We start from the raw sequence: 12,855 nt of genomic DNA on the forward strand, positions 1-12,855 counted from the left end.
CGGGATGAAGGATCGCCAGAGAAGCCTGCCCTTGCAGCCAGCGGAGGCCGCCATGGGCCGCGACGATTTCATCGTCGGCCCGGGCAATGAGGTCGCCTTCGCCATGTTGGAGAGTTGGCCTCAGGGGTGGAATGCGCGCAAACTGGCGCTGGTCGGCCCCGGTGGTGCCGGCAAGACACATCTGACCCGCATCTGGGCTGCCGCGAGTGGGGCCAGCATCCTCGCCTCGGTCGATCTGGCTTCGGCGGATATCCCGGCACTGTCGCATGGCCCCGTCGCGGTTGAGGACATTGCCCTGATCGCCGGGGATCGCGAAGCGGAAGAGGCTCTGTTTCACCTGCACAACCTCACACTGGCCGAGGGCAACACCCTGCTGGTCACCTCGCGCACCGCGCCGTCGCGCTGGCCGCTGGTGATTGCCGATCTGGCCAGCCGGATGCAGGCCTGCCCCACCGTGATGATCGACGCGCCGGATGATGCGCTGCTCGGCGGGCTTCTGATCAAGTTCTTCACCGACCACCAGATCATGCCGAACCCCGACGTCATCCCCTTCCTGCTGCCCCGGATTGAGCGTTCCTTCAGTGCCGCCCGACGCATCGCTGCGGCACTCGATGCGCAATCGCTTGCGGAAAAGCGCCCCGTCACACGGTCCATGGCGGCCCGCGTCCTTGAATGGCTGGAACAAGAAAGCTCCCGGCGGTAAGGTGGTGTCGTAGAACAACTTACCGCGCCGATTTCGGCATAACTCCGTAAAACTGTTACGAACTTCCGGCAAGCAGGCGACATGATTGACGCAGATTTCCTGAACTCCCCCGTCCCGTCGCCCGTCGACCTGCCGGATATCGATCCCGCCGGTCCGTCGCGTTTCTACAACCGAGAGCTTAGCTGGCTCGGCTTCAACTGGCGCGTGCTGGAAGAGGCTGAAAACACCGCTGTTCCCTTGCTGGAGCGGCTGCGCTTTCTCTCCATCAGCGCCACAAACCTGGATGAGTTTTACACCGTCCGCGTTGCCGGCCTGCGCGAGCTGGCGAAGGCGGGCAAGACCAAGCCCGCCGCCGATGGCCTCAGCCCCGCCGAGCAGTTGGTCCGCATCAACGAAGACGCCCGCCAGCTGATGGCCCACCAGCAGACCGTGCTGGGGGATCTGCGCCGCCTGATGCAGGACGCCGGGATCGCCATCCTGTCGCGGGACGATCTGACCGATGACGACCGCGACTATCTGGGCGACGTCTTCCTGCACAAGGTCTTTCCGGTGCTTTCGCCGCTGGCCATTGACCCGGCGCACCCTTTTCCCTTCATCCCCAACCTTGGCTTTTCGCTGGCTCTGCAGCTGGAGCGTCGCCGCGACCGCCGCCCTCTGCAGGCGCTGCTTCCCATCCCGCATCAGATCGATCGCTTCGTGCCGCTGCCCTCAGCCGATGGCCAGAGCCGTTTTCTGCCGCTGGAAGAGCTGGTGATGGTGCACTTGGAGCGCCTGTTCCCCGGTTATCGCGACACCGGCTCCTGTACCTTCCGGGTTTTGCGCGACAGCGATCTGGAGGTCGAGGAAGAGGCCGAAGATCTGGTCCGCGAATTCGAGACTGCCCTGAAACGCCGCCGCCGTGGAGAGGTCGTGCGCCTCAAGATCTCTTCCGGCGCTCCGGCGCACCTGAAATCGGTGATCATGCGCGAGTTGCGCGTCGAGGGCGACGAGGTGATCGAGGTCGACGGGCTGATCGGCATCTCGGCTCTGTCGGAACTGGTGCTCGACAACCGCCCGGATCTGCTCTGGCCGCGCTTCGTGCCGCGCATCCCCGAACGGGTGCAGGACCATGAGGGTGATTTGTTCGCCGCGATCCGCCAGAAGGACATGCTGCTGCATCACCCCTACGAGACCTTCGATATGGTCGTGCGGTTCCTGCAACAGGCCGCGCGCGATCCCGATGTGGTGGCGATCAAGCAGACGCTCTACCGGACCTCCAAGAACTCCCCCATCGTCGAGGCGCTGTGTGAAGCGGCGGAAGAGGGCAAGTCCGTCACCGCTCTGGTCGAGCTCAAGGCGCGTTTCGACGAGGCCGCGAATATCCAGCAATCCCGGCGGCTTGAACGGGCTGGCGCGCATGTCGTCTATGGCTTTGTCGACTGGAAGACCCACGCCAAGATCAGTTCGGTCGTGCGGCGCGAGGGCGATAACCTCGTCACTTACAGCCACTTCGGCACCGGCAACTATCACCCGATCACCGCGCGCATCTATACCGACCTCAGCTTTTTCACCTGCGATGCCGAGCTGGGGCGCGATGCCACGCGGGTCTTCAACTATCTCTCCGGCTACGCCCAGCCCGAGCGGCTTGAGAACCTGTCGATCTCACCTCTGTCGATGAAAAAGGACCTGATCCGCATGATCGGCGCCGAGGCGGATTTCGCCCGTGCCGGTCGCCCCGCCCAGATCTGGGCCAAGATGAATTCGATCATCGAGCCGGATATCATCGACGCGCTCTACGCAGCAGGTCAGGCCGGGGTGAAGATCGATCTGGTCGTGCGCGGCATCTGCGGCCTGCGCCCCGGCATCAAAGGATTGTCGCCCAACATCCGCATCAAAAGCATCGTCGGGCGGTTCCTGGAGCATTCGCGCATCGTCTGTTTCGGCAATGGTTACGGGTTGCCCTCAAACGGCGCGCGGGTGTTCTTTTCCTCGGCGGACTGGATGGGGCGCAACCTCAGCCGCCGGGTTGAAACCCTGGTGGAGTGCAAGACCCAGACCGTCAAAGATCAGATCGTGCGCCAGATCATGGCCGCCAATCTGCACGATCAGGCGCAAAGCTGGGTCATGCAGCCGGATGGTCATTTCCTGCGCGCCGAGGTGCCCGAGGGCACCGTTGCGTTCAACTGCCACAGGTTCTTCATGGAAAATCCGTCACTTTCGGGGCGTGGCAGTGCGGGCGCATCAGACGTGCCGAGATTGACCCATGATCCGCAAGCCGGTTGACCCGAGGCCTTCGGGATGCACATAAACCGAATACTTAGCCAAGGGTCGCCGATCATGGATGGAGATACCCCGCAGAATTCCGCGGATTGGGGGCCTTTTGGCCGCCCTCTCTTCGATGATCCACAGGCACGGGCGCTGTCGCGCGTCGGTGTCGTGGATGTCGGGTCGAACTCCGTGCGGATGGTGGTGTTCGACGGCGCGGCGCGTAGCCCTGCCTATTTCTACAACGAAAAGATCATGTGTGGTCTTGGCGCGGGTCTGTCCGAAACCGGCCGCCTGAACCCTGAGGGGCGCAAGCGCGCTCTCGCCGCGATCCACCGTTTTCAGCTGTTGGCGCATGGCATGGGGGCAACGCCTCTGTCTGCCGTTGCCACCGCCGCCGTGCGTGAGGCCGAGGATGGCCGCGATTTTGCAGAACAGGTGCAGCGCCAGACTGGCCTGAAGCTCTTCGTCATCGACGGCAAGGAAGAGGCCCGCCTGTCTGCGCAGGGCGTCTTGCTGGGTTGGCCCGGCTCCTACGGTCTGATCTGCGATATCGGTGGCTCCTCCATGGAGCTGGCGCGGATCGCAGACGGCAAGGTGGGCGAGCGTGAGACATCGCCGCTGGGTCCGCTGAAGCTGGCGGACCTGCAGGGCGGTAAGAAGGGCCGCAAGGCCTACATCCGCGCCGAGGTCGAGAAACTGCACGCTCAGATCGGCATGGACCGAAACCGTCTGTTCCTGGTCGGCGGGTCCTGGCGGGCCATAGCGCGGATCGACATGGAACGGCGCGGATATCCCCTGCATGTGCTGCACGAATACCGCATGAGCGCTAAGGCCGTCCGCGCCACGGTCGAGTTCATCGCCAAGGAAGACAACGACGCCCTGCGCAGCCGCTGCAATCTGTCGTCGTCGCGGATGTCACTCGTGCCGCTCGCCTCGGAAGTGCTGCTGGAGGTGGTGCGTCAGTTCAAACCGCATGACATCGCCATTTCCTCCTATGGCATCCGCGAAGGCCTGCTCTACGAGCAAATGCCACAGACCCTGCGCGACCGCGATCCGCTGATCGAATCCTGCCGCTTTGCAGAACAGAAGGATGCGCGCCTGCCCGGGTTTGGCCGCACGCTGTACGATTTCATCCTGCCCCTGTTCCGCTCCGCCCGGCCTGAGCGCAAACGTCTGGTCAAGGCGGCCTGCCTGTTGCACGACGTCACCTGGCGGGCGCACCCCGACTACCGGGCGGAGGTCTGTTTCGACAATTCCACCCGCGCCAACCTCGGCGGGCTGAACCATTCTGAACGGGTGTTTCTGGGCCTTGCCCTGCTGCACCGCTATCGCAACAAACGCGAAGGCACGCCGTTCGAAAACCTCTACAGCCTGCTGCCCCCCGAAGACCTGCTGCAAGCCGAAATCCTCGGCAAGGCAATGCGTTTTGGGGCCATGCTCTGGCCGGAACGCGACGCCGAGATTGGCAAGCTGAACTGGTATCCCAAGAAAAAGGTGCTGGAGCTGCAACTGGCCGAGCAAGCCTGGCCACTGTTTGGCGAAGTGGCGGAGGCGCGGTTCAAATCGCTCGCCAATTCCCTGAATGCAGAAACCGCGCTCAAGATCGGCACGACGCGGATCTGAGGCTTAGAGATCGACGGAGCCGTCGGGGTTTTCACCGGGCACGGGCGGCATATACTCAGGCGCTTCGTCCTTGCGGCGGATCAGTATATCGCCGTTCGGCAACACCTGAGGCGCTTCGTACTTCGAGAAGTCCTTGATCTCGCCCAGGATATCCTCAAACGCTGGGCCCATCTGCTGCAGGAAGTTCTGCAGGGCGGGGCCGGTCTTGTCGGTCAGATCGCCCACGCCATCCGACAGCCCTTCAAAGAACTGCCGCAGGCCGTCCTGCATCTTTGAGGTCGGCGGCGTCGTCTCCTCGGCCATGGCGCTCAGCGGCAGGGCAAGGGGGACGGACAGGGCGAGGGCAATCAGGATGCGTTTCATCCCCTTGATATAGGCCTGCGCTGTCCGATCTCAAACCCCGCTCACAGCACGATGTCCATCGTCACCGGGAAGTGATCCGACGCCTCTAGCAGGGCGGCCTGCAAAGCCGGGGTGCGCCAGCATTCAGGATCATCAAACGGGTGCCAGATTCGCCAGCTGGGCGAAAGCGCCGCAAGATCGGGTGACACCATGACGTAGTCGAGCAGCGCCTGCAGATACCTCTGCTCATGCGCGATATGGAACCTTGCCGAGGTGGGCGGGGCACTGAAGCGGCGGCTCAGAGCCTGTTCGACATGGGGATCAAACAGGCACGGCCCGGAGGTTTCGCCCAACAGGATCTCAACCGAAGACCGGCCGAACAGGTTCTCGTATTCGTCCAGCCCCGGTCCGTCGTTCAGATCGCCCAGCAGGATCAGACTGTCACCTGCCGCCAGATGGCCCTCGATCCGTTGGCGCAGCCAGATCGCCTGCGCCAATTGCTTGCGACGGTTCGCGATCGACAGGCGCATCACCTCATCCGGGGTTGTCGCGCCATAGGGGGCCTTGGATTTGAGATGCGCGCCGATCAGACGCAGGGCGCGGCCATTGGCGAGGCGCACGGCCAGCTCAAGCGGCGGCTTGGAAAAGGTGATGTGATCCTGACGCGCATCGACATCCAGATCGATGTGAAAGATGCCGTCAAAGCGCGGCACGCCTTCGATAGCCCCCATCGGATCGTGCTGCGCTTCCAGCACATCCGGATCGTACATCAGAGCGATTTCCTGCTGGGTGTCGTTGGCAAACCCGATCACCGCCCGACGCGCGCGCAAACCAAAGGTCTGCGCAAACCCCTCCAACGCCCGCACGGTGCTGCGCCGCGTGCCGGTGTCCGGCGCCTCGATCACCATCACCGCATCCGCATCGAGAGTCTGAAAAACGCGCCCAAGCGCCGCGATCTGCGCTGCCCGCGTCACATCGCGCCGGCGCGACCAGGTGTCGTCGCGCAACAGCTGCCCCTCATCATCGAACAGGGCATCGAACCACTCGACGTTATAGCTGGCGAAACGCATGATGCAGAGGCCTCTCAGGCGTGAATGCGGCGGATCTCTTCCCAGGCGCGGTTGATGTCGACCATGCGCTTTTCAGCCATCAGAACAGCTTCTTGCGGCAAGCCGCGGGCCATCATGTGGTCGGGGTGACTGTCCCGCACGGCCTGCCGCCAAGCCACGCGCGCATCCTCATAGCTCGTCCCCGGCTCAAGACCCAGCACCGCGAAGGGGTCCCGATCGGCCTCAGGGACAAAGCGCGCGCGCAGGCGCAGGAACTGAGACGTGCTGAGCCCGAAAATCTCGCCCACCCGCAACAGGAAGGCATCCTCGGCGTCGTGATAGGTCCCGTCCGCCACCGCGATGTGGAACAACCCCTCCATCAGATCGCAGAAGACATTGCTGTCGGGACCGAACATATGCACGATCCGAGAGGCATATTCCTCGTAGCCAGCCACGTCCTGCCGGGCGAGGTTGAAGACGCGCGCGGCACCGGCCTCCTCACTCGGCGGGATATGGAACACCTCGCGAAAAGCCGTCACCTCGTTTCGGGTCACCTCGCCATCCGCCTTGGCCATCTTGGCACCAAGCGCGATGACGGCAATCGTGAAGGCAACGCTGCGCTCCGGGGGCGTGCGCAGACGGTCGAAGACGGCGGACAGCGCCTCTCCCTTGGCCAGCGCCTGAAGCGCTTCTGATATGCGGGACCAGATCGACATGCTGTGACCTTAGCGCGACCGCACGCGACTGTCGTGACGCGGTTCTGTCATTCGGCAAATTCCGGATCGATCAGCTTTGCCCGCCCTGTGGCAAGCAGCGCAAGCTGACGCGGCAGGCAGTTCACCTCGGTCACCGCGCGGCGCAGCTCGGCCTTGAGGGTGCGATGCTTGCCACGATCCCGGCTCATGTCCGAATCGAGCGCGAGGTTCTGCACGGCCAGCCCCGGTGTCATCATGCCCACGCCAATCTTGGCGAACACGGGCGAGACATTGGGCGAAAACAGCAGGTGATCGGTGGGAAAGCGGATCTCGAACCCGCCCTCGACGATTTTCTGCATCGCCGAGCGGCGGATGTAGAACGCAGCCGAGCCGCCGGTGCGCAGGTACAGGCGGCGCAACTGACGCGGTGTCGCCGCCCCGGGCAGGGTCGCAACTGGCGCGCCGAGCAGTTTCTTCGGCTTGCCCTCGACCCGCTTTTCCAGCTGCACGAGGCCGAAATCATCGGGAATCCAGCTGTCATCGCGGCAAAATGCGGCAAAATCCTGCGCGAGGTAGGCGTCATCTTCCAGCATGACAACACCATCGGTTGGTTTGCCGGGTTGCGACAGGATCGTCTCGCAGAGGTTCAGCAGCGTTGTCGCACGCGCCTGACTGCCGCGCCCCATCGGGATGATATGATTGCTGTCGGCGATGCGCGGATGCACACGACCCGCAGGCGCGGCATGGCCATCGACAGCGGAGACGCGGTTCCAGGTCAGACCCATTTGATCGAGCTGCCCGCCAAGCGCCTCAAGCCGGTCCTGCCGGCGATCCAGATTGACAATATAGATGGGTATTTGCATTTTTCGGTCCCGGGTCAGGGTGTGAGAATACGCTGCATCAGCACCAGATCCAGCCAGCGGCCGAACTTGCGCCCGACCTGCGGCATACGACCGACCTCGACATAGCCGACTGCCGCGTGAAAGGCGACACCAACCGTGTTCTCGGCGGAAACCCCCGCGACCATGACATGCGCCCCGGCGGCGCGGGCGTGATCCTCGACAGCGTTCATCAGCGCGCGTCCGGCGCCACGCCCCCGCCCCTCGGGCGCCAGGATGATCGTGTGCTCCATCGCGTGAACATAGCCGTCGCCGCCGCGGAACTGATCGTAGGAGGCAAAGCCGAGCAGTTCGCCGTCCAGTTCTGCGACGAAGGTCTCGCGCCCTGCCGCGCGACGGCTCTCGATATAAATCGGCAGGGTGGTTTCGGTCTTTTCTTCCGAGGCGAAAGTGGCCGTCGTTTCACGGTAGATCGGGCGCCAGATTTCCAGCACACGGGGATAGTCGCGCGGGGTGATGGCGCGGATGGTCAGGCTCATGTCAGGCTCCGCCGGGGTGTTTCGCGCAATCTTCCCCGAGCGGGCGGAAATGGCAAGACCGGCCCGCTGCATGCTGGCCATGCAGCGGGCTGGATGCTCAGCTACGGGTCGCGCGGATCAGTTTCAGGATGTCCTGCGCCGCGGAGGGGATATTGGTGCCCGGCCCGAAGATCGCCTTCACGCCCGCTTTGCGCAGAAACTCGTAATCCTGCTGCGGGATCACGCCGCCGCAGATCACGATGATATCGCCGGCATCGCGCGCCTTCAGCGCCTCGATCAGCAGCGGCGCCAGCGTCTTGTGGCCAGCCGCCTGTGACGAGATGCCGACGACATGCACATCGTTGTCGATGGCATCCTGCGCGGCCTCGTCCGGGGTCTGGAACAGCGGCCCGACATCGACGTCAAAGCCGATATCAGCAAAGGCCGTCGCAATGACCTTGGCGCCACGATCATGGCCGTCCTGCCCCATCTTGACCACCAGCATACGTGGACGTCGGCCTTCCTCCTCGGCGAAATCCTCAACCGATTTCTGAATGGCAGCAAAGCCTTCGTCACCCGCATAGGCCGCGCCGTAAACCCCGGCGAGCGTCTTGACCTCAGCGCGGTGGCGGCCGAATTCCTTTTCCATCGCCATGCTGATCTCTCCGACCGTGGCACGCGCCCGCGCAGCCTCAACCGCCGCTTCCAGCAGGTTGCCGCCTTCGGTGGTGCGCCGGGTCACCTCGTCCAGCGCGGCCTGACAGGCAGCCTCGTCCCGTGTCTCGCGGATCGTCTTCAGCCGCGCGATCTGGCTGAGACGGACCGCCACGTTATCGACGTCGAGGATGTCGATCGGGTCTTCCTTGTCCTTGCGGTACTTGTTGACGCCGACGATCACGTCCTGCCCGCGGTCGATCAGCGCCTGCCGTTTGGCAGCGCTCTCCTCGATCCTGAGTTTCGGCATGCCGGAGGCGACGGCTTTGGTCATGCCCCCCATCTCCTCAACCTCGGTCATCAAAGCCCAAGCCTTTTCGATCAGCTCGTTGGTCAGGCTCTCGACGTAGTAAGACCCCGCCAGCGGGTCGACGACATTGGTGACGCCGGTTTCCTCCTGCAGCACCAGTTGGGTGTTGCGGGCGATGCGGGCGCTGAAATCGGTGGGCAGGGCAATCGCCTCGTCCAGCGCATTGGTGTGCAGGGACTGCGTGCCGCCCAGAACTGCGCTCATCGCCTCATAGGCGGTGCGGATGACATTGTTATAGGGGTCCTGTTCCTGCAAGCTGACGCCCGAGGTTTGGCAATGCGTGCGCAGCATCTTGGAGCGTTCATTCTGCGCCCCAAACTCGGTCATCACGCGGTGCCAGAGGGTGCGCGCGGCACGCAACTTGGCGATTTCCATGAAGAAGTTCATGCCGATGGCGAAGAAAAACGACAGCCGCCCGGCGAACTTGTCGACATCCATCCCAGCCTCGATAGCGGCCTTCACGTACTCCCGACCATCCGCCAGCGTATAGGCCAGCTCCTGCACCAGGTTCGCGCCGGCCTCCTGCATGTGGTAGCCAGAGATCGAGATCGAGTTGAACTTCGGCATCTCGTTCGAGGTGTATTCAATGATGTCCGAGATGATGCGCATGCTGGGTTCGGGCGGATAGATATAGGTGTTACGCACCATGAACTCTTTCAGAATGTCGTTCTGAATGGTGCCCGAGAGCAGGGATTTGTCGTGCCCCTGTTCCTCTCCCGTGACGATGAAGCTGGCCAGCACGGGGATCACCGCGCCGTTCATCGTCATCGAGACAGAGACCTGATCCAGCGGGATGCCGTCGAACAGGATCTTCATATCCTCAACGGAATCAATCGCCACACCGGCCTTGCCGACATCGCCTTCAACGCGCGGATGGTCACTGTCATAACCCCGATGCGTCGCCAGATCGAAGGCGACCGACACGCCCTGCTGACCGGCGGCGAGGTTGCGGCGATAGAAGGCGTTGCTGTCCTCGGCAGTGGAAAACCCGGCGTACTGGCGGATCGTCCAGGGGCGTCCTGCGTACATCGTCGCCTTTACCCCGCGCGTGAACGGCGCGAAGCCAGGCATCGAGCCCATGTGCGGCAGATTAGCGGTGTCCTCGGCACTGTAGACCGGCTTGACCGGGATCTCCTCCAGCGTCTGCCAGGTCAGATCTTCCAACGGGCGCCCGCGAAGTTCCTTTTCGGCGAGTTTTGCCCAAGCGTCCGTCTTCGAAGTCATGGCTGTCTCCTCCTGTCCCGGAGCTGTCCGGGCGATCTTTCCCTGTCGATTGACGCCCCATCGCAGGGGCGGCAGATCGGCTCTATTCGAATTCCATGATCACTTCGTCCACCGCCAGGCTGTCGCCCGCGGCGGCGTTGATCTTGCTGACGACACCCTTCTTCTCGGCGCGCAGGATGTTTTCCATCTTCATCGCCTCGATGGTGCAGAGCGCCTGCCCCTCATGAACCTCCTGCCCCTCTTCGACATTCAGTTTCACGACCAGACCCGGCATCGGGCAGAGCAGCAGCTTCGAGGTATCCGGCGCGACCTTCTCGGGCATCAGCTCGGCCAGTTCCGCCTGACGCGGGTTGCGGACGTGCACCTTCAGGTCGGCCCCGCGACTGCGAATGCGGAACCCGCCCGAGATCTTGCCGACCTTCAGCACCAGCAGGTCGCCATCGACGGTCATCTTGGCCAGCGTCTGCCCTGGGGTCCAGTCCCCCTCAACCCGGTGAGACGAGCCATCGGCGAACAGGATCGTCGCGCCGCCCGTATCGGCCTGCACCGTCACCTCAAAGTGTTCGCCCTGCAGGTTCACGACCCAGGCGTCACCCACCTTGCGTTCATGGTTGTCCATGCGGCCCGAAATCCGCGCCCGCCGGATTTCGGCCACTCGGTGCATCGCCGCGCAACTGGCCGCGATGCGCCGCAGAGTGGCACCGGGCAGCGTCACACCCTCGAACCCCTCCGGCCATTCTTCGGCGATGAAGGCGGTCGTCATGGTGCCGCTCGTGAACTTCGGGTGGTCCATCACAGCGGAGAGGAACGGCAGGTTGTGCCCGATCCCCTCGACCTCGAAACTGTCGAGCGCGATCCGCATCGCCTCAATCGCGGCGTCCCGCGTCGGCGCCCAGGTGCAGAGCTTGGCGATCATCGGGTCATAGTACATGCTGATCTCGCCGCCCTCAAAGACGCCGGTATCGTTGCGCACGACATGCTCGGCATCCGCGACCTCGGCAGGCGGGCGATAGCGGGTCAGACGACCGATCGAGGGCAGGAACCCGCGATAGGGATCTTCGGCGTAGAGACGGTTCTCAATAGCCCAGCCGGTCAGCTTCACATCGTCTTGGGTGATGGTCAGCGGTTCGCCATTGGCGACGCGGATCATCTGCTCGACAAGGTCGATGCCGGTAATCAGCTCGGTCACAGGGTGTTCGACCTGCAGACGGGTGTTCATCTCAAGAAAGAAGAAATTCTTCTCGCCGTCGACGATGAATTCCACCGTCCCCGCACTGGCATAGCCGACGGCCTTGGCCAGCGCGACCGCCTGTTCGCCCATGGCGCGACGGGTCGCCTCGTCCAGAAACGGGCTCGGAGCCTCTTCGACGACCTTCTGGTTGCGACGCTGGATCGAGCATTCCCGCTCGCCCAGATACACCCCGTTACCATGGGCATCGCAGAGCACCTGGATCTCGATATGACGCGGCTGCGTCACGAATTTCTCGATGAAGATGCGGTCATCGCCGAAGGAGTTCGCGGCTTCGTTCTTGGAGGACTGAAAGCCCTCGCGCGCCTCGTCGTCATTCCAGGCGATCCGCATGCCCTTGCCACCACCGCCTGCACTGGCCTTGATCATCACCGGATAGCCGACCTCACCGGAGATCTTCACGGCTTCCTCGGCATCCTCGATCAGGCCCATGTAGCCGGGTACTGTGCTGACCCCAGCCTCCTGCGCGATCTTCTTCGAGGTGATCTTGTCGCCCATCTTTTCGATCGCGCCAACGGGCGGGCCGACAAAGGCGACGCCCTCGGCCTCCAGAGCCTCGGCGAATCTGGGGTTCTCGGACAGGAAGCCATAGCCCGGATGCACGGCCTGCGCCCCCGAGGACCGGATTGCCGCCATCACCTTGTCTATCACGATGTAGGACTGGTTGGCGGGGGCCGGGCCGATATGCACCGCCTCATCCGCCATTTTCACATGCAGCGCATTGCGGTCCGCATCGGAATAGATGGCGACGGTCGCAATTCCCATCTTGCGGGCCGTCTTGATGACCCGGCAGGCGATCTCTCCCCGGTTCGCGATCAGGATCTTATTGAACATTCGTGCCCCTCTTCCCGGATGTCACAGGCGCCCTTGGCCTGCGCAATGCAGGTGTCAGGCACAAAAAAACCCCCGCTGCGGGTGAACCGCTGCGAGGGGTGGTATCATCAATGGCGCGTCCGAAAAGACCGGTCGCGCAAAAACGCGTCAGACGATTATTTGCAAGCGCGCTTGTTGGTCTGGCAGTATGCCACGTTCGCTGCCGCGCCGACCAGAGCGCCGGTACCAACGCTGCCGCCAGTGACCGCTGCGCCGCCGACGCCAACCGCGCCGCCAACCAGGGCTTGCTCACCCAACGACTGACCGCAGCCTGCGAGTGCTGCACAGACGAGGCCGACAGAGATCCATTTCTTGCTGAACATGACATACTTCCTTTTTGTTGATCGCTACTGACCAAGCTAACGCATGCCGCGTGCGACAGTTCCATCCGCTTGACGCAAAGAGATTGCGCGACCGGCAGGAAGTCGCCCAAAGGTGACTGTGCCGCAAGCCGGACCTCGCGGGGGTG

Annotated in this window: 11 protein-coding genes; 3 read left to right on the forward strand and 8 right to left on the reverse strand. The window is 63.3% G+C overall.

Features of this window, described 5'->3' with window-relative positions:
- The first annotated feature begins 4 nt into the window (after positions 1-4).
- From F3W81_RS11885 to F3W81_RS11895, 3 genes are all read left to right on the forward strand, one after another.
- Positions 5-703 (forward strand): P-loop NTPase family protein, encoded by a 699-nt coding sequence (locus F3W81_RS11885; RefSeq protein ID WP_193079377.1) that lies wholly within the window; start codon positions 5-7, stop codon positions 701-703.
- An 81-nt stretch (positions 704-784) separates the two neighbouring features.
- The gene (locus F3W81_RS11890; RefSeq protein ID WP_193079378.1) at positions 785-2,965 is read left to right on the forward strand and encodes an RNA degradosome polyphosphate kinase; all 2,181 of its coding nucleotides are present in this window, start codon (positions 785-787) and stop codon (positions 2,963-2,965) included.
- Between the two features lie 54 nt (positions 2,966-3,019).
- Positions 3,020-4,573 (forward strand): Ppx/GppA family phosphatase, encoded by a 1,554-nt coding sequence (locus F3W81_RS11895; protein WP_193079379.1) that lies wholly within the window; start codon positions 3,020-3,022, stop codon positions 4,571-4,573.
- Between the two features lie 3 nt (positions 4,574-4,576).
- Here the strand turns inward: F3W81_RS11895 and F3W81_RS11900 are convergent, their stop codons facing one another.
- From F3W81_RS11900 to F3W81_RS11935, 8 genes are all read right to left on the reverse strand, one after another.
- Entirely contained in the window at positions 4,577-4,936 is a 360-nt protein-coding gene (locus F3W81_RS11900; protein WP_193079380.1) for a DUF2059 domain-containing protein, read from the reverse strand.
- A gap of 41 nt (positions 4,937-4,977) precedes the next feature.
- Complete coding sequence (locus F3W81_RS11905) at positions 4,978-5,985, reverse strand: endonuclease/exonuclease/phosphatase family protein (RefSeq protein WP_193079381.1); 1,008 nt, start codon at positions 5,983-5,985, stop codon at positions 4,978-4,980.
- Between the two features lie 14 nt (positions 5,986-5,999).
- Entirely contained in the window at positions 6,000-6,680 is a 681-nt protein-coding gene (locus F3W81_RS11910; RefSeq protein WP_193079382.1) for a molecular chaperone DjiA, read from the reverse strand.
- Between the two features lie 47 nt (positions 6,681-6,727).
- Positions 6,728-7,522, reverse strand: coding sequence for a glycosyltransferase family 25 protein (locus F3W81_RS11915; RefSeq protein ID WP_193079383.1), 795 nt, complete (start codon positions 7,520-7,522; stop codon positions 6,728-6,730).
- Between the two features lie 14 nt (positions 7,523-7,536).
- A complete protein-coding gene (locus F3W81_RS11920; RefSeq protein ID WP_407692480.1) occupies positions 7,537-8,031 on the reverse strand; it encodes a GNAT family N-acetyltransferase in 495 nt (164 codons plus the stop codon).
- Positions 8,032-8,134: 103 nt separating this feature from the next.
- Positions 8,135-10,264: a methylmalonyl-CoA mutase gene (scpA, locus tag F3W81_RS11925; protein ID WP_193079385.1), complete on the reverse strand. Its 2,130-nt coding sequence runs from the start codon at positions 10,262-10,264 to the stop codon at positions 8,135-8,137.
- Positions 10,265-10,346: 82 nt separating this feature from the next.
- Positions 10,347-12,347: an acetyl-CoA carboxylase biotin carboxylase subunit gene (locus F3W81_RS11930; protein WP_193079386.1), complete on the reverse strand. Its 2,001-nt coding sequence runs from the start codon at positions 12,345-12,347 to the stop codon at positions 10,347-10,349.
- A 155-nt stretch (positions 12,348-12,502) separates the two neighbouring features.
- Positions 12,503-12,709, reverse strand: coding sequence for a hypothetical protein (locus tag F3W81_RS11935; RefSeq protein ID WP_193079387.1), 207 nt, complete (start codon positions 12,707-12,709; stop codon positions 12,503-12,505).
- Positions 12,710-12,855: the final 146 nt, after the last annotated feature.

The organism is Pseudooceanicola spongiae (assembly GCF_014899185.1).
In the GTDB taxonomy this organism is placed as follows: Bacteria; Pseudomonadota; Alphaproteobacteria; order Rhodobacterales; family Rhodobacteraceae; genus Pseudooceanicola; species Pseudooceanicola spongiae.

Coding starts and splice junctions, on each gene's coding strand:
- F3W81_RS11885 (WP_193079377.1), top strand. CDS start 5: ATGAAGGATCGCCAGAGAAGCCTGCCCTTGCAGCCAGCGGAGGCCGCC.
- F3W81_RS11910 (WP_193079382.1), bottom strand. CDS start 6,680: ATGTCGATCTGGTCCCGCATATCAGAAGCGCTTCAGGCGCTGGCCAAG.
- F3W81_RS11935 (WP_193079387.1), bottom strand. CDS start 12,709: ATGTTCAGCAAGAAATGGATCTCTGTCGGCCTCGTCTGTGCAGCACTC.
- F3W81_RS11900 (WP_193079380.1), bottom strand. CDS start 4,936: ATGAAACGCATCCTGATTGCCCTCGCCCTGTCCGTCCCCCTTGCCCTG.
- F3W81_RS11890 (WP_193079378.1), top strand. CDS start 785: ATGATTGACGCAGATTTCCTGAACTCCCCCGTCCCGTCGCCCGTCGAC.
- F3W81_RS11930 (WP_193079386.1), bottom strand. CDS start 12,347: ATGTTCAATAAGATCCTGATCGCGAACCGGGGAGAGATCGCCTGCCGG.
- F3W81_RS11895 (WP_193079379.1), top strand. CDS start 3,020: ATGGATGGAGATACCCCGCAGAATTCCGCGGATTGGGGGCCTTTTGGC.
- scpA (WP_193079385.1), bottom strand. CDS start 10,264: ATGACTTCGAAGACGGACGCTTGGGCAAAACTCGCCGAAAAGGAACTT.
- F3W81_RS11905 (WP_193079381.1), bottom strand. CDS start 5,985: ATGCGTTTCGCCAGCTATAACGTCGAGTGGTTCGATGCCCTGTTCGAT.
- F3W81_RS11915 (WP_193079383.1), bottom strand. CDS start 7,522: ATGCAAATACCCATCTATATTGTCAATCTGGATCGCCGGCAGGACCGG.